Below are 20,221 nucleotides of genomic sequence, written 5' to 3'. Positions count from 1 at the left end.
ATCCATAGGAATGTAACAATTTGCAGATGCTATAATGAAACTAAACACTATGATAAATAAAAGGATTGAATGATATGAAACCGCTGAAAGCAAAGGCACTCGAATGGATTATCTCACTATGCGAACAGTGTTCAATAAATAATAAAGAGAAAGTATTCATGGATAGTCCTGTTTATTTTAAATTAAAAGAATTTGCGGATGAACCAGACGTTTATATACGACCTACAAATGAAGGGTTGGAATTTGGCTTTGAAGCGACACGATGGGATGGGTATATGCCTTCTCCATTTCCAGGAGTATATAAAAAACACTCATTAACTTGGGAATCCATACAGTCATTGAATAAAGAAGATCAGCAAGAAAAGATTCTTGAATTACTATTGAAAACAATCAATTCAAGAAAAAGACAATATCGGAAATGTCAATTTTGTGGGGAAAGGGTCGCAATCGAACACCGCTTCGATCAAAATACATGCCATGGTTGTGCCAGTGAACATCTTGGCGTGGTATATTAATATTCTTCTTTGAACATAAAAAATCTTCCTGACTTATGCGGGAAGATTTTCTTTATCAATTTTCAACTTATTTTCAGTATATTTATCTTTTATTATCATCTGCTATACAAATATCAAGTTGACTTCAATTCAATACTGTCAGCTTCTCATTTCGATTCTGACTCACTTTTATCTTCCATATTTTTAACAAAACATATTTCAAATTTCTCATCAGAACCATTATTTGTAATATTATCTAAGGGGATACTGCGTTTATATAAAATCTCAGGATCGAAGTCAACATCATTTACCCACTTAATCGTTCCTGCAACCTCGTCTAACATTGCCGCCAGAAATACGTCTACATGGTTGATTAACTCTTTCATCAACCCTTGTTCGTTTCGCAAGAACTCTCGCATGTCTAAGAGACGATAATCGCTATTTTCAAATTCAATTATTAACTTGAACGTTTTTGTCGGATAAAACGCTACAATTCTCACGCACATCATCCTTCTTTTAAACTTTTTTGCTACTGTTATCCATTAACACTTGTTCCTTGGTGTTCTTGCTCGAACAACGACATTCTCAGCAGTTTTATGAGAGAAGTATCGTTTCCCGTCTTGTTCCCATACAGCAGTGATAATAATGGCATAATCATTTATATCTCTCAAAAATACGACCTGGTTGACTTGCAGTTCCTTATCAGTTTCAATATATGTACCGCTACTATCATCAAAATGGTATTCATACACCTCGTCAAAGTCATCGAAGGTCTTGCGTAATGCATGGTAAAGTAACATTTAACACATCTCCTTTATTCTCATAAGATATTTACTACTTTGAAATTCCAAAATACTCCCCAAACCTTTTTCTTTACTTGAATTTGTAAAAAACTTAAAACAACCAGTTTTTTAGGTAATATCCAATCATCAGCCCAATCATTAGCATAGTTATTTTCCCAGTGGTGTTTATTACAAAACTTTCTACGGCATCCTTTGATAAAAACTTCTTAATTAAAACTTTCATCTTTATCACCTCACAGGTATTCAATCCAATACTGTTATCCTTGTAACTGTATTAGGAAAAACAAAAACCGCCCATTCATGAGCGGTTGCAAAATTTTTGTATGGAGTTGTTGATTCGATCCAATAAAATCGCCATCAAAATCATCCTATATCGTTTAATTTGTAATCATATAATTTATCGTAAATTACGATTCATTTTAAGTCAATGATAATTGTACCTATTCCACAGGTTTAAAGAGATCTTTCACCATTTCAGCAAGTTCTTCAATGGATATCAGCAGTACCTCTCTTTGAATTTCGTTCACCATTGTCGCTAATGTAAACGCTTGACCCTCCGTAAGATTGTTGATTTTTCCAAGTAACTTTTCCATATCTACATCAAATGCTATATCTGCATCTTTTTCTTTACATGCGTCTTGCATTTTAGAACATATAAATGTTTGATACTTCTCGACTTTTTCTTCCTTATTTAACAACAATACCGACACAATAAATTTAGCTTCACTAAAAGTGAAAATGCTTTGTAATTCATTCTTTGTGACTTCGTATAGCTGATAAAACATAATAGTAGTTTTTTGTAACTTATCCGATAAATTAGTATCATAATCAGAATTTATTGGTAAATTACGCAAGGTATAATCGAAAGAATCATTCTTGTTTAAATCAATACATATGTCCATCACATACTCCCCTTTCATGTGGTTACTACTATCATTTGCAGAGAGAAGCCCTCTATTCTTCCCAAATTCAAGCAAATTATTGATGGTAAATTATTTTTTACAAAATACTTTTAGGGCTAAATAATAGTTTTCCTAAAGATGACCGATTATTGTCCTGCTACTGACCTTAAACACTTGTAGTATTGGCTATATAATTAAATCAACTAAGAAATCAAGGAGATGGGAAAAATGCACATTGGTCAAAAAATCAAGGAACTTAGAAATTTAAAGTTATGGACACAAGCGAAATTAGCAGAAATCGCTAACGTTAGCGAAAGAACAATCCGTAGGTTGGAAGCGGGAGAAAACACTGAAAAGGAAACATTGTTATTGGTATTAGAAGCATTGGGTACAAATTTAGAGGAAATTGGAAGTATGTTTAATAATGACGATACGATTAAGGAAGAAAGTAAAGAAAAATTTACTGATATAAAATTTCTCAAACGGATTGAATATGGAAGAGAACTCGTTCGAATTATCACATCTGCACATCAATTCGGATATGATTATCACGATTGTACAACAGACGATCAAATCAATAAAGCTCAGGAATTCTTATCTATTGTTGCTGATGTTTTGGGTATCTGGGATATGATTGAAATTGGACAAAGATTTGACTTAGAAAACGATCTTTCTAACCTAATTAAAGAATTAGAAAAAATGGGTCTATGGGTTTTTGGAGATCGGCAAGTCGATAATAACAATTGGGTTACCACAATAGTTGAAATTTACTCCAAAGATAATCCTTTAATTCAAAAAATAAAATTGGATAAAGACATGGTGCAAAAAGCAAATAATATTTCTGCAATCATAAACAAAAATAAGTCACCCTTGAATGAATGATTAGCGTCAGTTCAGGTGACTTATTTTTTCGTATGGTGCTGATTCCTCTTTAGAGGAAACCACTTTTATCATATCAGAGAATTTGTTTTCCCGCATTATTCAAAATTACAAGGATTGGACAGTCATTAATGATAACTACGACTTTCCAACATGACCCAACAGCTTAGTCACTACCGTTATTATCCCATTCCCTTGTGATGGGGTGCTTGAAGGGAAATCGCACAGTCTTTGAGGGAGTTCACCTTTTGCTTATGTCTTTTTTATAATGGAAATAGAAACGAGACAATAGCTTGGATGCCGTACCTTGTATTACCCTTCAAGCATTGAAACCACTAACTTACTGCTTTTTCCTTTGGAGTATAGAAATAAATCTCTGGTTCCTCTAATTTTAAGATCTCATTATCAATACATTTTCTGAAAGGCAGTTTATTATAGTCAAAATATTCTTTAAAATGATCTTCCTCTTCCCAAACTTTATCAATATATTCTTTCTTCCTCCTTCCTCCCAATTCGTTAGAATAAATATATTTAGCAACCGCAGAAATATCATATTTATCTCTATCTTTAAATTCTAAGAATGGTGGTTCAGTAAGATTTAATGAATAATATGTTATAATATCCTTTAAATCTTCAATCACACAGTCTGTAATAATATCTAATTCATTAAAGAATTTTTGTGCAATACTTAGGTCACTCAAATCCAAATCCTCTTCTAAAGATAACAATTTTTCTAATTCCCCTGATTCAAACCATTTCGGTAATGTTTCCATTAATGTTTGATATGCCTTCTGTGTATTCTCATAGACAAGCACTTCACAACTCTTTTCTATCTCCTCACCGTTTTCGGAAGATGTTGGCAATGAGAAGGAATAGAAACCTATTGGCACAGTTTTTATGAAATCCATTCTTTCTAATTCAGTGGTATCAACTGAATCATCAGCAATTTTAATGAATTCTTCTATTTTCTTTAGTGGGATTAGTCTTGTTACTTTTTTTGAATTAACGTTGATAGAATCATTCCAAATCCCTTCACCTTCGTATAGTTTTGTCGGATTAACCCAAGGAATCTTATCTTGCCAGCTATCAACAAAACTAACGATGAATGCTTTCTCAGTTCCTCCTGCTTCTACACCTCTCAACCCTCTTCCTATCATCTGTGTCATTAGTATTTCAGAAGTGGTTGGTCGTGTTAAGAAAACAGTTTGTATATTTGGTATATCTGTGCCTTCTGTTAAGATATTTACATTAATTAACACATCGAATTCATTCTTTCGAAATCGGTCTATAGTTTCCTTATTTGTCTTGGAAAGACCTTCATCGTCTACTATATCGGTATCAGATGAAATTACATACTCAGACTTAGTCCCTCTTTCATTAAACAATTTATTAAGTTCAATTGCGTGAAGTTTATTAACAGCGAACACAAGCAATTTTCCGTATTCATCTTTGTTATCCACATACGCTTGAACAATCCTATTGTTTCTTATCTTATTTTCAGCAATATGCTCGGCAATTTCTTTGGGGATACTATCAAATGCTTCAATAGCTTTTATATCTTTTTCGCTCAATTCTGCTCTCATGCTAATATAAGTTTTCAATTCTTTAAAAATAGGCTTTGCCAGGATTCCTCTGCTAATAAGTGTTCTTAATGCAACTTGGTAGATAATGTCATCCTTAAATATCTTTTTCAATAATCCCTTTTCCTCTTCAACAGTTCTGAACGGTGTCGCCGTTAAGCCTAATATTCTAAATCTTTCCGCTCTTTTATCTATTACCTCAATTATCTTTCTGTAAGTCTTTGCTGTAGCGTGGTGAGCTTCATCGATTACAAGGAAAACATCATCATGATATTTCAACCAATTTTGCTCTAAATGATCACTACCTCTGTATAAACTATCTTTACTTGCAATTAAAAAATCGTCTTCTCTACTAATATTTCTACATTTGTCATGTTTGCCCGATATGATTCTGTAATTAAATTGCTTTTTATTATTAATTAATATTGAAATAGCATTCTTTTTAACAGATGATAAGGCTTGTTCCAAAAGCTCCTGTCTGTGAGCAATCCAAAGCACCTTTTTACCTTGATTTATAACATTTCTAAGCACCCATTGGACAGACGTTTGTGTTTTTCCTCCGCCAGTGGGTAACACGACAAGCCCTGCAAATCTTACCGCCTCATTATTTAATAACTTTTTGTCTAATGCTTGTAATGCTTCCTTTTGATGTACATATGGCTCAATGGGATTTCTTTCTTCACGAACCTGAATAACACCTGAATACTTACTTGTTCTAAAATTTTTCATTCTATTTTCCTCCAACTCATTCATAGCTGTATTTTTACTTATCCGTTACAATTTTTGGAAAAACAAAAAAGACTGATTTACTTAGTTTCACATGATTAATCACAGAATTATTCCATATTCTACAAATGTCTGAGGACATACTTATCCCACAGCAAAAAGTAGAAGAAATAATCTGCAAAAAAATGTAAATCTAAGTAAATCAGCCTTATACGGCTGTATAAAAGTCAAATAAAAAGTAAATAAAAAATTAGTAAATAAAAAATAAAATATGAACTTGCAGACAATATATTAAATTTAATTCATATTATAATGTTATTATTGCCTATTGTCAACGTTAATTCCTCTTAATTTCTATTCCCCTTAATCCTTATCGTCTACTATGTGCCTTTGGAACTCTCCCTTGCAAAGCTCCCCCATCTCCTCAATCCCTTCTCCCACATGACCTCACGCCCTCTTTTATAAAATAATACGTGAGTGTGAAAACTATCTCAGTGAAGATGAATTTCGTAGGTTTTTAGTTAAGATGACAGATCGTTCTAAAGTGGATGAAGTAATTGAGAAAATAAAGTCTTATAGAGGAGATATAAGCGATGAACAGAGTGTTCAACAATTAGATGAAACCTATGGTGAAGCTCTAAATGATACGAAAGCAAGACCGCTATACTTTATGCATAGAGCAGGGATATAGGCAACATGAATTAAAAGCCAAAGTAGACCTTATAGAAGCGGTAGAAAAGATTGTGAAAAATGCTGATAAGGAGGCAAAGGCGGAGGGAGTAAAGGAGAGCAACAATAAAAGAATAAAAGACATCAAGGAACATCGCAAAGTGGAGCAAGAAAAACTATATCAGCAGGAAAAGCAAGAGTTTCAGAATCCTAAAAAGAAAGCGGGAGGAACAGGAGCAGTTGTAATTCCAATGAGTGGAATGTCTAATGATGATTTACTTTTACTAAAAAATATGCAAAAGAAGGGAATGGCTAAACGTGAAGAATAATCAATTTACTCATGCTTATTACCACGAACAAGTGGTCAAGGAATATAAAGGCAATCCTTTGATTGAAGCACTCCCGCCTATATTCTCAAAGCAAGAAGTGGTTGAAAAACTAAGTTATTATCCTTCTTTCGATGAAAATGAAAGACAGTTGGATAGCCATTATCGTTTTCATATTATTCAACGACTATTCTCACTTTTTCAGGTTCTTCCCTATCACCTTGATTTGGAGTCAAGATTGTCAAGGATATTGAGGCAAGGTTATTTAGCAAGAAATCCATTTAGTCCTTCCTACGCTACATCCTTGATTCAAGGGCATGAACATATAAAGAATACAATTGATCAGGATTGGTTTAATCGCTCTATTCCAAAAGGCTTTACAATAATTGGGCCAAGTGGAACAGGCAAAAGTACCGCTATAGCGAAATTACTTGACCAACTCCCACAAGTTATCACTCATTCTAATTACCAAGGGAAGGATTTTCCTTTTACACAATTAGTTTGGCTCCGTCTGGAATGTCCCCATGATGGATCGGTAAAAGGATTGGTTAATCAGTTTTTCATAACGGTTGATGGAATTTTGGGAACAAATTATTTTGAAAAGTTTGGTCGTTCTAATAAGTTATCCGTTAATACATTAATGCCTATTATGACACAAATTTGTAATAGTATCTCTTGTGGAATTTTATGTATAGATGAAATTCAGCATTTGAGCTTAAAAGGTACGGGTTCTAAGCTGATGCTCAACTTCTTTACAACCCTTAGCAACATAATAGGGATACCATTGATTTTAATTGGAACACCGTCTGCTATGAATGTTCTACAAAGAGAGTTTCGACAGGCACGTAGAGGAAGCGGCCAAGGTGATTTAATTATGGATAGAATGGAAAACGATGCTTATTGGAGATTGTTTTTGGAGTCCATGTGGGAATATCAATGGGTTAGAAACCCTGTGGAATTAACTGATGAAATTGCCAATGTGCTATATGAAGAGAGCCAGGGAATTATCGATATCTGCTTAAAACTCTTCTCTTTATCACAAATAAGAGCTATCTCCACAGGTAGTGAAACTCTTACTGTTCCCCTTATTAGACAGGTAGCAAGGGATCACTTAAAACTCGTTCAACCTATGTTACAAGCTCTAAAGTCAGGTGATATGAGTAAAATTGCTCGGTACGAAGATATTTACTTTCCTTTTCAAGAAGCGGTTGAGAGAGAACGGATTGACTTAGAGAAAAATGACTTTATCAAAGCGATGAAAAATAAACAAAAGTCAATTGATAGTACAAAACTTAAAGAGGAAGCATTGTTTCGGCTTAACTTGCTTGGACTGTCAAAGGAAAATGCCAAAAAAGCAATTAATGAAGTTTACAAAACGCAAACTTTTACAGAGATACAAGAGTTAGTGAAAAGTGCATATCAGTATTCGGTACAAATAATTGTAGAGAATGAAGGTACTAAAGTAACAAAGGAAAATTCAGCAAATGACCTAAGAACAATAGTAAAAGAAGGTAAGGAGAAGGAACTGACTGCTTATGCTTCTTTAAAAGCATCTGGATTTATCAAGGAAATTAAGGAGGTTGTTTAACATAATGCTTTTCTTCCCAACTCCATATCCAGATGAACTTTTATTTTCATTATGTTCAAGATACTTTGTAAGAAGTGGGAATATCAGTTATAAAGGCACTCTGGATGATCTTTTTTCTAATCGAAGTCTAACCGCTTCGATTTCTTTGCCTTCGGGTATTGATTCACTGATTAAAAATCTACCTCCATATTCAAAAATGAATGAGGAACAGCTAATTCATCAGCATACTTTATATTTATTTCATACAGCATTTCTATATGATCAGGCAGATAGTATATATCAAGCTATGTGTAGCGATGATGGTAAAGGAATTTACGTTCAATCAGGTTTGAATGCAAGTGGAGTACCACAAAACGAATTTCTCCGTTATTGCAACGAATGTAATAAAGAAGATATGGAGACTTATGGCGAATTGTATTGGCATCGGAGCCATCAGTTAAGTGGCGTAAACTGTTGTTTAAAGCACTTTACTCCTCTTTATGACAGTAGCATTAAAGTGGTGGGATCGAATAAACATCGATTTGCGGTTCCTACAGTAGAGAATTGTTCTGCAAAAAAGAATGTTCTTGATGGAGTTGCCGAGAAAACAATATCGGAATACATAGAGCATTGTAAAAAGTTGAAGGAAGGTATATTACAACTTATGAATCAGCCATTTCAACATCATCCGTTAAATTGGTTTGATCAAAAATATAGTAATAAGTTAGCGGAATTGAATTTGGCTTATTACACTGGTCGTGTTAAACAAAAAGCATGGAGAGATTATTTTCTGACTATTTATAGTGAAGAAACACTGCAACTGTTTCGTTCTCCAATAAAAGGAGAACAGGATTGGCTTTCGCTTATCGTTCAAAAGAACCGCAAATCATTTCATCCTTTAAGACATCTTTTAGTAATGTCAGCTTTACACATTACAGTAGAAGAAGTTTTTAACAATGAATTGAATAAGCCATTTGGTCAACCAAACTATATATGTCAGAATATTGTTTGTGATTACTTTAATGTTTCAATAATTGAAAACGTATCTATTACTCTATGCGAGAAAACAAAAAAGCCCATCGGAAACATTCGAATGCCCGAAGTGTGGATTTATTTATACGAGGAGAGGGCCTGATCAAAATGAAGATGATAAATTCCGAAGAACAAGAGTTAAATCTTATGGATCATTATGGGAATCAAAGTTACAAGAGTTTTCGCAGAGGGGTTTTGGATTGAGAGAGCTATCTCGAAAACTGGGGGCAGATCCAAATACAATAAAGCGATTCCTAAATGTTGATAAAAACGGTAAGTTGAACATTGAACAAAAAATTAATCCTCTAAAGGAAGATCGCCAAATTTGGTTATCATTGCAAAGGAAGCATCCACAAAAAACTATTAAACAACTAAGGAAAGTTGAAAAAGCTCTTTATATGAGGCTTTACAGAAATGACAAGGAATGGTTGAAAGCAAATAGTCCCAATCCCCTTAAAAGAACATCAACTACAAGAATTGACTGGAAAAAACGGGATGAAGAGGTGTTGGAACAAGTAACTAAAGTTGTTGGGGATCTTCTGAATCCAGAAAATAAACCCGTTCGAATTACGATTAGTAAAGTTGGGTATTTGATAGGGAAACGTGCATTATTAGAAAAGAAATTAGATAAATTACCAAAAACAAAAGGATTTTTAAATGGAAAGGTCGAAACAATTGAACTTTTTCAGCAAAGAAGGATTGCTTACACAATTGAACAAATGAGGAGGAATGGTGACGAATTAGTGCTGTGGAAGGTGTTAAGAAAAGCGGGAATAAAAAATGAAGAGAATCATAATGAGTTCATAGAAGCAAGATTAGCTACATATGAGGAAGAAGTTGATAAAGGAATTGAAGATATTACCAATGCTTGATAAACTGAAACAGACAGGAGGGGATTCCAATGAACGACATATTTTCAATAATTGCTTTTGTTGCAGTAGCCATCTATTTTCTATCCAAACACAGTGAAGCCCTCGAAAAATTTAACAAAATGCAGAAAATAGGCGTTTTAATCTCCTATATCATGACTACAATTGTTGCAGGTATTTGTATCCATTACGGTGGTTCATTTTTGACGGAACCTTTTCAAAATGGATTCCTGATATTAATTATTCGCTTTGCGGTAGTAATGATAGTATTGTGGCTTGCTGTATTCACTTTGAACCATATATTGCAAAAAATCACAAATGGAATTATCCAAAAGATCACATAAGTAAATTTAATCTGTATTATGCAAGATAGCGTTTCTACTATGAGTGGAGACGCTTTTTTTGCTAACTGCCAAAATAAAGTGAGACCGATATAATCGGTGATTCGTAGATAAGTAGTGAAACAGATTTTTAGGAGAGATAACAATGAGAATTTTATATTCTTTGCTATTGCTTGTAGGTTTATCCTTAATTGTTGGTTGTCAAAATAGCCAAGAAAATACGATGGTGCTTTTAGATGAAAAGGTTAGAGAAGTCAACGTATCTAAATCAGGTGGAATTGGTGACATGAATCAAGACATTATTTTTTCATTCAAAGACGAACAAGCAATTAAAGTGTTTGAAAAAGCGATAAGAACCGCCGTTAAACAACAATCAAATATCAATGAAACAAACCCTGATTATAATGTAATGGTTGAATATGAGGGCGGATTACCTACGCATGCCATTCACTTATGGTTGGGAGAGGAAGATGAAAAAAGTACCCTTATGTACATGGTAGGAGAAGGGGAAACGTATCTAACATCGTCAAAGGCTACGAATCAACTCAGGGAATTAATACTTACGGAACAATAGGAAAAAATGGAGGTAAATGATTATGAGTTGGGAACTAAAAGGTACGAATATATTACATTTGTATGCACAAGATTCTTGGCATTCGGAAGCATATATAGTTGGTAATAAAGAAGGGTTATTAGAGCTTAGAAACGCCATAGATCAGGCCCTGAAATCAAAGCAAGCAATAGCAAATGTATCCCCGACAGATGGAGAAGGTTATGAAGCCTATGTTCTTTTAGTGGAAGAAGATGAAGAGGATCAATTTCATAAATTAAAACTTCCCTATACAGGGAAAAACATGGATCAAGGAGTCGTTTTTGACGAAGAAGGAGTAAATATTTATCATCCACATGTGCTTGTTAAAAAACTTAGGTAATTCCCTAAATCATCATATTTATAAATGAATAGAGGTGAATTGTTTGAACTGTTGTTGTGATAGTGGAGAAACAAATGAATTAAAAATAGAAGGGGATGTTGGAGCCGATCCAATTTGGTGTAGTAGGTGCGGTTGCAATCTCGACTTAGAAGAAGTTCCGATCTCAGAAAGATTAACAGAGGAATTATTGTCTTGGGCAACAAAGTATGGAGAATGGATTGATTGGAACAAAGATATATTGCTCCCTAATGGAATGGAACTGGAAGATGAATTTAATCAAATAGGAGTTTCATTAACAAAAGGGGTAAAACAAGAAATTGGCGGTAGATATCATATAAAGTTCATACCATCTACCAGTGCGAAATCTTATGCAAACAGGAAAAGCGGTTTTAGATAGAGTGAGGACAATAAAATATGAGGTGATATTTATGAAAGAGGGAAAAGAAAAAAGGATTACTCCTGACGAATTTGGAAAAAGTTTTTTAAATGGGGAGTTTTCCACTATATATCAACAAACTTCTGAGGAATTTAAACAAATGGTCACATTGGGGCAATTGATAGAGTTAGGAGAGTCTTTTAATCTTGAAGTTAAGCAGTATAACTTAGAAATGAGTAACCGTTTAAGTAAACATATTGAGCAATTTTTATGGTTAGACAATGAGAGGGAAAAGGCAATTAGTGTAGCATTTGATGGAGATTACATCATTCAAAGTCTGCTTCTTGCCCCATTTGTTTCTTATCCAGAAAGTGATAACCGATACACTGAGAATACTTATATCATGCCAATAAAAGAAGAATGGTTTGTTTTTTGGGGAGGAACCAATCAATTTATTAATTATCACTATGTTTATGAGTCCCAGAGATATGCATATGATTTGGTCATTATGAAAGATGGTCAATCTTATCGTGATGCACCTACTAAAAATGAAAACTATTATGCTTTTAATAAAGAAATAGTTGCTCCTGCGGATGGTGAGGTTGTAAAAGTTGTAGAAGGTGTGAAGGACAATGTGCCAGGTGATATGGATGAAAGTCAGCCAGAAGGAAATTGTGTTGTGATTAAACATCCAAATAATGAATTTAGTATGCTTGCACATTTAAAGAAAAATTCAATTCTTATAAGGGTTGGAGAAAGGGTACAAAAGGGACAAGTCATCGGTTTATGCGGAAACTCTGGAAATTCCTCAGAGCCTCATTTGCACTTTCAAGTAATGGATTCTTCTGATTATTATACTGGTAAATCTGTTCGTATCCAATTTGAAGGCGAATCTGAACCAATCCAAGGAGACGTTGTTAGACCATATAATTAAACTATTTAGTATAAGAACTTTCTAATTTTCCCAAAAGTATAGTAAAGCTGTAGTTATTGATACAGATATCTGAATGTTTCAAAATAAGTTGCAAGTGAGGTCATAGCGAATGGATTTAAGAATACAAGAATTAGTTGAGTTTACGCAGAAAAAGTTCGGACTAAGTCACTATTATTTACATGAACATCAGTTTTATCGGAGTGTAGATATCTTCAATGAGACAATTTATACATTGTCCATGGAGTGGTTCCCTAATGATGCTGTACAAGAGGATGATGGACTAAATCCAGAGGGGACAGTAAGTTTTGAAATCAACTTGAAAAGTCTTAAATTTGAACGTATTTTTACAATAGGTAAGCCTTATGCAGAAGATGGGATTACATTTAGCAATCTTAATAAGGAAGCCGTTATAAAATGGATTGAGAGCGAAACAGCATTAACATATGGGGAACAATTCCAATTGATACGAGAAGATGAAGGGGAACTTTACTTTATGTCGTGTTTTGATGGTATTGCCGTTTCACCACCTGGATATATTGACATCGAGTTTAACGAAGAAAGGAAGCTCACTATGTTTTCAATGCATGGTCAATTTCCTTCAAAAGAGCTAATTAAGGTAGAAAAATATGCTCTTTCTCTTGATCGATTAGAAGATTTGGGAAAGGAACAATTGAAGTTGATCGAATATCCTTCCTATGAACAGAAAAAATTATACCCTATATATGCATTGGAAGAGATTTTTGTTACAAATGATGGGGCAACAACGATTCCGTATGAGGTTTTTGCAGATGAAAATTATTTTTTGAAAATCGATCAAACAATTTATTGGGATGAACCAATGAATCAACCGTTTGAACGGAAAGAAATCAAATGGATTGAAGATCTTACAGCAGAACAAGCATTTTCATGTGAGCCATCTCCTGATTCATTCCCCATTACAGAGATAGAACAAGAGAAATGTATGATAGCAGTTAAAAATCTTTTACGGCAGGAATATCCAAGTGAATCAGGGAATTGGGTATTAAAACACTGTTATCGTGATAAAGGGTATATTCACGCTACATTGAAAGCGAATATTCAGGATGTCCGTGTATTTCAGCGGAAAATAAAGGTCTTCATAGATCCAAAAAGTTTTCAAGTTGTAAATTATATGGATAGTAAACCGATGTTGGAAACTTTTGACGACTTTCAAGAACCTGATAAAGTAACAATTACAAAAGAAGAAGCATATGAAAAACTGAAAAACTTGTTTGAGTTAAAATCTTACTATGTGTATGAATTTAAACAAAAACAATACGTTTTATGCGGGAAATTAGATTGCAAGTATGGGGTGAATGCATCAAATGGGGAAGTGATAGCGTTAGATAATTTATAGTTTAATAGGGAGGAGGAATATGAAGATAAGAAGTAAAGTGGCACTCATTAGTTCAGTTGTGATTTTAGGTATATGTATGTATTTATATTTTCCGTTTCCTAATAACGTAATGTTAGAAGCACGTTCCACATTTATGTCGTTTCCAATTCGCAATCAAGATGGATTTATTCCCATTGGTATTATTGGATCGATTTTGTTTATAATCGCCATGATTTTAATTTTCTATGGTATGAAGAAATATCGCTTTCGGACAATTATAATAGCTGTAATCATATATGCAATTTTGCCAAATCTTTTAATCGCAATGTACCAAGAAACGTTAGCAAGTGGCATTAAAGCTATCTCATACGATGGGAATGGCAATTGCAATTTTGATACTGTAGGCGAAGACTTATTGAATGGGGAATGTGATTTTGTGTTACATAATCGGAGCGGTAAAGACGTATCATTTGAATTGGAATTTCTGGATTCCTATTTTTATATGGAAGATGGGGTACGGATGGAGTCACTAATGAATTTAGCTGGCCCATATCGTATTACAATAGAGGCAAATCGTAAAAAGTCTATTCATTTGAAGGAATTACTCGATTTATCAGATGTTCCTAAACACATTGACGGAGGAGCATCGAGCAATATTCATTTTCAATTAATTGAAGGGAAGAATACACGTACTTTATAGGTCAATGTTTCTAACCGAAGAATTAGAAAGAACAAATATTTTATTCATGTAAGGAGATGATGTTTTGGTTAATCTTTTAGAAAGTGTTTTCCAAATATCAGCGATAGTCCTACTCCTATGCTCATTCTATTATTATAGACACTTAAAAAAAATTAAGAGAGAAAGAAAACTAACTGCATTTGAGTTGTCAATTTATGTTATCACTCGAATTGCACTATTTCTTTGTGCAGGTAGTTATCTACTGCTTTTTTTAGATAGAAATTTTGGATAAAGATTACAGGAGCGTTTCTATAAGGAACAGGAACGATTTTTCTAAGATAATTCTTAGTTGAATGTTAAGCTGATAGTGGATGGGAGACGTAAGTATTGAGCGTAAATAGTGATTCACTTGTACCTTTTATCATTATATGGGGAATACCAACTTTTATGGTTGTTAGGGCTTATTTAAAGATGAATAAGGATGATAGAAAATCAGCATTCAATGATTTTAAGTCAGCTCGTTTTATTTTTACAATTGGTTTTATCGTAATAGGAGCTTTTCTGGCACATTTAGGTTTTTTATTCTCAGTAAGTATAATTGAGATGATTGGACTCGTTTTCTTTGCTTTGGGCGGATTCTTTTCGGCATTTGATACGTGGAAGAAAAGCAAAATCAAAAGTGTGTTTATTCTTGTTTTAATATCAGTTGCCATTTATTTATAAAGGTAAGTGTTAAAGGAATTTTCACAAACAATAGTAATTTTCCTTGTAAAGAATATAAAAGGAGCATTCCAATGGAGATAAGATACAACTTAACAGAAGAAGATTATTTAAACTTTAATATGTTTCACGTAAAAAATTCAAAAGCGGTCAAAAGAACATTGAATATGCAAAGATTCTTAACGCCTATCATCTTTATCATTGCATCCTTTGTATTTTCCAAAGTCGGGAGCATGTCTTTTCTTGGGGTATTCATTACCTTTTTAGTAGTAAGTATTCTGTGGATTATTTTCTATCCAAAATATTTCTATTCTTATGTTATCCGAAATACGAAGAAAATGATAAAAGAGGGCAAGAATGATGGCTTATTAGGTGAACATCATATGATTTTATCAGAAGAAGGAATCATCGATGCGACTTCTAATGGTGAAACAAAGGTAAGTTGGTTCGGTATTCAAACTCTAAGCGAGGATAAACATAACATCTATCTTTATAACAGCTCGGTAAGTGCATACATCCTTCCAAAAAGAGAGTTAGATGACGTAGAGGAAATAAAGACTTATCTTAAATCGAAGGTGCAAAAATGAGTGTTTCCGATGAATACTTGCCAAGAAATAAGCATGACTTTGAACGAGTGAACCAATTAAAAAAATTGAATAGAAAAGAACTTTTGCCTTTGTTACCTGGTTTGCTGGAATGGATTCAGGACATGAACTGGCCGATAGCGGAGGAAGTAGCGGAACTACTACTTATGTTTCCGAATGAAATCGTTCTTCTAATTAAAGTGGTTTTAGCCACGAATGATAACGTCTGGAAGCATTGGTGCTTGGAAATTTTGGTCAAAAGATTACCAAATGAATTAAGGAAGTCATTTAAAGGTGATTTAATTAGGCTGATTGAAAGTCCAACAGCAGGAGAAAAGTTAGAAGAACTTGATGAAATAGCCATTGAAATTTTACAAACAATTGAATGAACCTTTTGGGAGCGTATAGATGGAAAAGACGAATGTAAAAGTTTATTTTTTTGTGTGGGCAGATGATTTTTCAGTTGAGGATTTTACAAATACATTAGGGATAAAACCTACAAGAGCATTAAATAAGATTGTCATTACAACAGAAACACTATTCAGACTCGGTACTGAATGGGAATTAGGTACAGGTTACGAAGAGTCCTTTGATATAAATAAACAGTTAAATTTCGTTCTGGGACAATTGGAGGGTAAAGAAGAGGAGTTAAATCAATTAAAGAAGAAATATGATTTAGCTTATAGATTTGTCATTGTTACTAACATTGAAAATCATGAAACACCAGTTATGTACTTAGATAGTAGATTTATCCGCTTTACCGATTCCATAGGGGCAGAAGTTGAATTTGCCCAATATATTTATAGCTGATGAATTTGGTATATGATAAAAAGTTGGTATAGATGGGTGGTCTTCCGAAGTAAAAGGACATTTTATTGGATGAAGATATGGAGAAACAAGAGTTTGTAGAAGTTAGGAGATGGTTAATTGTTATATCAGCCTAAATGGAGTAAAGCAAAGAAACAATTAAAAAATTTTATCTGTGAGCCGTTACATTCAAGGGTGGATTTTCAAGTCATTAATTATCGAAAAGCACATGATAGGTTAGGTAGAGCCGTTATTACTGTTGATAAAGTAGAAAAATTAAGTATGTGTACAATTACAGCAGAAATGAAAGAGTATCGTAGAGAAAGAGATATAAGAAGGAACCTGAACGATTTTGATTATGATGATGTAGCAAAAAATAGATTCATACAAGATCAAGCCCACACACAATTGAAAAAGGAAGGTATCTTTGCTCAATACGACTTCTTTTCAGCATTAGAAGAATATTTTAACTCACCCATTGAAGAATCCCTAAAGTCATCTGATATCCTAATTAAAATACTCTGTTTGTTAGACCGCAGAGTAGGAAAGAGAACATTACGTAATATGGAAGTATCTATTTTAGGAGAACATGAATTAGTTAGATATTTTTATAAATTACGTTGTCAGGCAGAAAACATGCATATTGCTTCCGATTGTTCTTAAACGGTTAGCTTTTACATAAATCTTGTCCTCGTTATGTCTCGATATAATAATATCGACTCTTAAATAAAATAACATTCTCAAACCGAAGTTTTCTGAATCGCTACAGCAGACTTTCGGTTTTTTATGGTTGAAAAAGATAGTCCTAAACAAAATCTAATTTTTGGTTTTTGCCTTCAACATATAGTTGTTTTTATCAAGAGCTTTGAATAACAAAGCAATATATGTCAAAAAACAATTATCTGTTTTTGTTATCTTATTTGTAAGGAGGTTCATGAAATGAGCTATAGCCCCATCATTCAAAAAACAATCGAGTATATAGAGATGAACTTACATGAAGAGTTATCTTTAGAAAGCGTTGCTCAGTTCGCAGGATTCTCAAAATACCATTTTCTTCGTATTTTCCAAAAGGAGGTTGGCGTGACTGCATCTGAATATATTCGGTACAGAAGAATTGCCAATTCAGCTAACATGCTACTTTATTCAGATGAAAAGATCATAGATATTGCTTTCTATTTTCGCTTTGAAACACAAGAATCATATACCCGTTCGTTTAAAAAGTATTATCAATTACCACCAGGGCAATATCGTAAAATCATGGGTAAATTAACCATACAAAAGGAGGAAATCAATTTGAAAAATGAACAATTACTAAAAGGATGGAATTTAAGCGGTAGTCATCCGTTTAATTATAAGATGGGAATTGATAGAGAAAATGTTCATAAAGGAAGAGCATCTGGATTCTTAAAAGCTGTTACTGTCCAATCACAAGGTGAATTTGCAACAATGATGCAACAATTCAAAGCAGAAAAGTATCTTGGCAAAAGGATAAAACTTTCTGGTTTTATTAAAACAAAAGATGTTGATGGATCTTGTGGATTTTGGATGCGTGTAGATGATTCACTTGGGGATGTATTGCAATTTGATAATATGAGTGATCGCCCAATTGTAGGAAATAATGAGTGGAATCATTATCATATTGTTTTAGATGTGCCTGAAAACAGTGCGGTCATTGCTTTTGGTGTTTTACTATCGGGAAATGGACAAGTGTGGATTGATGAACTTAAATTTGAGGAAGTTGATAAACAAACACCAACAACTAACATTGATTTTTCTTCTGATTTGTTAGAGGAACCTGTCAATTTATCTTTTGAAGAATAGGAGTAGATAATATGTTAAATTTTCTAACGGCTTTAATGAAAAGTTTTTTGCATCTTGGTGGTATTAATATGGCAATTATTCTTTGCTTGGTAGTTGGAATAGGTTATTTAAAGAAGGAAAGAAAAGAACAAGTTAAATGTGAATGAAATCATGAGTCTTGTAAATGAAAAGCCTCCTATGCTTGATTAGTTGAAATTATTGATCAGTTAGAAGAATTAATACATAAGGTTTGGAGAAATAAGAATGATCTTCCTTAAACCTTACAGCTACTATGTCTCAAAACATTAATACCGCTTCTTAAACAATAAAACCGTTCCTTAAATAAAAAGAACGTTCCTAAAACCGAAAGTTTCCTGATTCGATTCAGGCAGACCTTCGGTCTTTTTATGCCCGAAAAAAGGCGGGGAAAAGGGCGAGAAACGCATGAGAAAAAGCATGAAGAAAAGCATGAGAAAGCAAGCAACGAAAGGGATTCGCAACAAAAAAGAAGAAGAAAAAGCATGAGCAAAAGTGGGAAAGAAAGTAGGGAAACCCGCTCCTTCTAACCTTAAATCTTACCTCTACTCTCTCCTTGAACCTTACATCTATTCCACGTTATTATTATGTCAAAATCAGTGAAAAATCGTTACACAAATGAGGAAAAAGGGTGAAAAAAGCGGGAATGTTATTATTCTTTAACGGAAATGGGGAAAGGGTGAAAAAAGGGCGTGAGGGCAAGTGTGGCAAGGGTTTGAGGGGTGAAGGTGGAGTGGAGCGGGTGGGAATGGTATTATTATGTGGGGACATTTGTTCGAATAATAAAGTTGTTTAATTTACATTATCGAGATTTAAATTAAGGAGTGATAGATATTAGTCAATGACTAACATCTATCACTCCTTTACTTCTTGTCCAACAATCACGCTCTAAGAATTTTGTTCAAATATTTTGCTTCAGTAAAGGCTTTTTTATAAAATGTCACTTACTTATTTGTTATTGAGTTGTTCTGCTAAACCGATTAGCAGTCCTTCGATGCCACGAATGTAGCAGAGTCGATACGAGTCCCCGTACTGAACTACTTCGCCAACGAGCTGAGCACCATACTTAGTGAGTCTGGATACCATCTCGTCAATGTCTTCAACGGCGAACATGACGCGTAGATAACCAAGAGCGTTGACAGGAGCCATCCTGTGATCTGATATAGTAGGTGGGTTGAGAAATCGTGAAAGCTCAAGTCGGCTGTGACCATCTGGAGTAACCATCATAGCAATCTCTACGCACTGAGAACCTAAGCCGGTTACGCGACCAGCCCATTCACCTTCGACAATAGTTCGCCCTTCAAGCTTCAAGCCAATCTCCTCAAAGAAAGAGATTGCGTCATCAAGAGATTCTACAACGATACCGACATTGTCCATTCTTAGTAATTTGCTTTTTTCCATAATCATATCTCCTTCTGTGTAAAAATTTATTATCTGAACATCTTCATAACTACTATTTTTTCTTTTGTAAATAGATAAAATATTGCTTTAAGGCATAATAGTATGTCTGCTGCTATCTTAATACTTTAAATATTTCATCATCCAATAACATATATCTCTTATTGTTAATTTTTTGATAATTATTTATAGATATATTAGTTATTATAGTATAGTTAATTTACAATAAAGTCGTTAAAATAATGTAAGCTCTTCTATTCAATGATTAATCATTCTTTATAATAGTCAATAGGAGAGCCGTTATTATTCAGCTTTATAGTTTTATTTATTATATAATTTTGACCTTCAGCATATTCAATTTTTAAATTGAGTTGTTGTCCCTCCTCAATAATACTATTTACTTTATCATTAGT

At 33.7% G+C, this 20,221-nt stretch carries 28 protein-coding genes; 23 read left to right on the top strand and 5 right to left on the bottom strand.

Going from position 1 to position 20,221, the window contains the following annotated elements:
• Positions 1 to 74: 74 nt before the first annotated feature.
• Entirely contained in the window at positions 75 to 515 is a 441-nt protein-coding gene (locus tag MHB42_RS19305) for a hypothetical protein (protein ID WP_340808199.1), read from the top strand.
• A gap of 146 nt (positions 516 to 661) precedes the next feature.
• On the opposite strand, the gene MHB42_RS19300 is transcribed toward MHB42_RS19305, so the two are convergent.
• The 3 genes from MHB42_RS19300 to MHB42_RS19290 form a co-directional block, all read right to left on the bottom strand.
• Complete coding sequence (locus MHB42_RS19300; protein ID WP_340808198.1) at positions 662 to 994, bottom strand: DUF2442 domain-containing protein; 333 nt, start codon at positions 992 to 994, stop codon at positions 662 to 664.
• A gap of 42 nt (positions 995 to 1,036) precedes the next feature.
• A complete protein-coding gene (locus tag MHB42_RS19295; RefSeq protein ID WP_340808197.1) occupies positions 1,037 to 1,294 on the bottom strand; it encodes a hypothetical protein in 258 nt (85 codons plus the stop codon).
• Between the two features lie 443 nt (positions 1,295 to 1,737).
• Positions 1,738 to 2,199, bottom strand: a complete 462-nt coding sequence (locus tag MHB42_RS19290; protein WP_340808196.1) for a hypothetical protein — start codon at positions 2,197 to 2,199, stop codon at positions 1,738 to 1,740.
• Positions 2,200 to 2,427: 228 nt separating this feature from the next.
• Between MHB42_RS19290 and MHB42_RS19285 the strand changes: the two genes are divergently transcribed.
• Positions 2,428 to 3,081: a helix-turn-helix transcriptional regulator gene (locus MHB42_RS19285; protein WP_340808195.1), complete on the top strand. Its 654-nt coding sequence runs from the start codon at positions 2,428 to 2,430 to the stop codon at positions 3,079 to 3,081.
• A gap of 332 nt (positions 3,082 to 3,413) precedes the next feature.
• Here the strand turns inward: MHB42_RS19285 and MHB42_RS19280 are convergent, their stop codons facing one another.
• On the bottom strand, positions 3,414 to 5,387 hold the full coding sequence (locus MHB42_RS19280) for a DEAD/DEAH box helicase (RefSeq protein ID WP_340808194.1): 1,974 nt from the start codon (positions 5,385 to 5,387) through the stop codon (positions 3,414 to 3,416).
• 523 nt (positions 5,388 to 5,910) lie between these two features.
• On the opposite strand from MHB42_RS19280, the gene MHB42_RS19275 reads away from it, so the two are divergent.
• From MHB42_RS19275 to MHB42_RS19175, 21 genes are all read left to right on the top strand, one after another.
• Positions 5,911 to 6,075 carry a hypothetical protein gene (locus MHB42_RS19275; RefSeq protein WP_340808193.1) on the top strand — a complete coding sequence of 55 codons (165 nt, stop codon included), beginning with the start codon at positions 5,911 to 5,913 and terminating at the stop codon, positions 6,073 to 6,075.
• A complete protein-coding gene (locus MHB42_RS19270; RefSeq protein WP_340808192.1) occupies positions 6,026 to 6,382 on the top strand; it encodes a hypothetical protein in 357 nt (118 codons plus the stop codon). The genes MHB42_RS19275 and MHB42_RS19270 overlap by 50 nt, the downstream gene beginning before the upstream one ends.
• The gene (locus MHB42_RS19265; RefSeq protein WP_340808191.1) at positions 6,372 to 7,967 is read left to right on the top strand and encodes an AAA family ATPase; all 1,596 of its coding nucleotides are present in this window, start codon (positions 6,372 to 6,374) and stop codon (positions 7,965 to 7,967) included. The genes MHB42_RS19270 and MHB42_RS19265 overlap by 11 nt, the downstream gene beginning before the upstream one ends.
• A 4-nt stretch (positions 7,968 to 7,971) precedes the next feature.
• Positions 7,972 to 9,081: a TnsD family Tn7-like transposition protein gene (locus MHB42_RS19260; RefSeq protein WP_340808190.1), complete on the top strand. Its 1,110-nt coding sequence runs from the start codon at positions 7,972 to 7,974 to the stop codon at positions 9,079 to 9,081.
• On the top strand, positions 8,981 to 9,850 hold the full coding sequence (locus MHB42_RS19255) for a TnsD family Tn7-like transposition protein (RefSeq protein WP_340808189.1): 870 nt from the start codon (positions 8,981 to 8,983) through the stop codon (positions 9,848 to 9,850). Before MHB42_RS19260 ends, MHB42_RS19255 begins: the two co-directional genes overlap by 101 nt.
• A 29-nt stretch (positions 9,851 to 9,879) precedes the next feature.
• Positions 9,880 to 10,191, top strand: coding sequence for a hypothetical protein (locus MHB42_RS19250; RefSeq protein WP_340808188.1), 312 nt, complete (start codon positions 9,880 to 9,882; stop codon positions 10,189 to 10,191).
• A 142-nt stretch (positions 10,192 to 10,333) separates the two neighbouring features.
• Positions 10,334 to 10,762, top strand: coding sequence for a hypothetical protein (locus MHB42_RS19245; protein ID WP_340808187.1), 429 nt, complete (start codon positions 10,334 to 10,336; stop codon positions 10,760 to 10,762).
• A 22-nt stretch (positions 10,763 to 10,784) separates the two neighbouring features.
• A complete protein-coding gene (locus tag MHB42_RS19240) occupies positions 10,785 to 11,120 on the top strand; it encodes a hypothetical protein (RefSeq protein ID WP_340808186.1) in 336 nt (111 codons plus the stop codon).
• A 34-nt stretch (positions 11,121 to 11,154) separates the two neighbouring features.
• A complete protein-coding gene (locus MHB42_RS19235; RefSeq protein ID WP_340808185.1) occupies positions 11,155 to 11,517 on the top strand; it encodes a hypothetical protein in 363 nt (120 codons plus the stop codon).
• Between the two features lie 31 nt (positions 11,518 to 11,548).
• A complete protein-coding gene (locus MHB42_RS19230; RefSeq protein ID WP_340808184.1) occupies positions 11,549 to 12,430 on the top strand; it encodes a M23 family metallopeptidase in 882 nt (293 codons plus the stop codon).
• Between the two features lie 109 nt (positions 12,431 to 12,539).
• Complete coding sequence (locus MHB42_RS19225) at positions 12,540 to 13,805, top strand: hypothetical protein (RefSeq protein ID WP_340808183.1); 1,266 nt, start codon at positions 12,540 to 12,542, stop codon at positions 13,803 to 13,805.
• A 19-nt stretch (positions 13,806 to 13,824) separates the two neighbouring features.
• The gene (locus MHB42_RS19220) at positions 13,825 to 14,484 is read left to right on the top strand and encodes a hypothetical protein (protein ID WP_340808182.1); all 660 of its coding nucleotides are present in this window, start codon (positions 13,825 to 13,827) and stop codon (positions 14,482 to 14,484) included.
• A 64-nt stretch (positions 14,485 to 14,548) separates the two neighbouring features.
• Positions 14,549 to 14,755, top strand: a complete 207-nt coding sequence (locus MHB42_RS19215) for a hypothetical protein (RefSeq protein ID WP_340808181.1) — start codon at positions 14,549 to 14,551, stop codon at positions 14,753 to 14,755.
• A 95-nt stretch (positions 14,756 to 14,850) separates the two neighbouring features.
• Positions 14,851 to 15,186 carry a hypothetical protein gene (locus MHB42_RS19210; protein ID WP_340808180.1) on the top strand — a complete coding sequence of 112 codons (336 nt, stop codon included), beginning with the start codon at positions 14,851 to 14,853 and terminating at the stop codon, positions 15,184 to 15,186.
• A 71-nt stretch (positions 15,187 to 15,257) separates the two neighbouring features.
• On the top strand, positions 15,258 to 15,770 hold the full coding sequence (locus tag MHB42_RS19205) for a YcxB family protein (protein ID WP_340808179.1): 513 nt from the start codon (positions 15,258 to 15,260) through the stop codon (positions 15,768 to 15,770).
• Positions 15,767 to 16,156 (top strand): DUF5071 domain-containing protein, encoded by a 390-nt coding sequence (locus tag MHB42_RS19200; RefSeq protein WP_340808178.1) that lies wholly within the window; start codon positions 15,767 to 15,769, stop codon positions 16,154 to 16,156. Before MHB42_RS19205 ends, MHB42_RS19200 begins: the two co-directional genes overlap by 4 nt.
• 19 nt (positions 16,157 to 16,175) lie before the next feature.
• The gene (locus MHB42_RS19195) at positions 16,176 to 16,577 is read left to right on the top strand and encodes a DUF4279 domain-containing protein (protein ID WP_340808177.1); all 402 of its coding nucleotides are present in this window, start codon (positions 16,176 to 16,178) and stop codon (positions 16,575 to 16,577) included.
• 117 nt (positions 16,578 to 16,694) lie between these two features.
• Positions 16,695 to 17,237, top strand: a complete 543-nt coding sequence (locus MHB42_RS19190; protein ID WP_340808176.1) for an SF0329 family protein — start codon at positions 16,695 to 16,697, stop codon at positions 17,235 to 17,237.
• 276 nt (positions 17,238 to 17,513) lie between these two features.
• A complete protein-coding gene (locus MHB42_RS19185; protein ID WP_340808174.1) occupies positions 17,514 to 18,395 on the top strand; it encodes a helix-turn-helix transcriptional regulator in 882 nt (293 codons plus the stop codon).
• Positions 18,396 to 18,406: 11 nt separating this feature from the next.
• Complete coding sequence (locus MHB42_RS19180; protein ID WP_340808173.1) at positions 18,407 to 18,541, top strand: hypothetical protein; 135 nt, start codon at positions 18,407 to 18,409, stop codon at positions 18,539 to 18,541.
• Positions 18,542 to 19,041: 500 nt separating this feature from the next.
• Entirely contained in the window at positions 19,042 to 19,206 is a 165-nt protein-coding gene (locus MHB42_RS19175) for a hypothetical protein (RefSeq protein ID WP_340808172.1), read from the top strand.
• Positions 19,207 to 19,358: 152 nt separating this feature from the next.
• On the opposite strand, the gene MHB42_RS19170 is transcribed toward MHB42_RS19175, so the two are convergent.
• Positions 19,359 to 19,811, bottom strand: coding sequence for a VOC family protein (locus tag MHB42_RS19170; RefSeq protein WP_340808171.1), 453 nt, complete (start codon positions 19,809 to 19,811; stop codon positions 19,359 to 19,361).
• Between the last annotated feature and the right edge of the window lie 410 nt (positions 19,812 to 20,221).

This window comes from Lysinibacillus sp. FSL K6-0232 (assembly GCF_038008325.1).
In the GTDB taxonomy this organism is placed as follows: domain Bacteria; phylum Bacillota; class Bacilli; order Bacillales_A; family Planococcaceae; genus Lysinibacillus.
The sequence above is the reverse complement of the archived record's forward strand: the minus strand, read 5'-3'. Positions and strand labels throughout refer to the sequence as shown.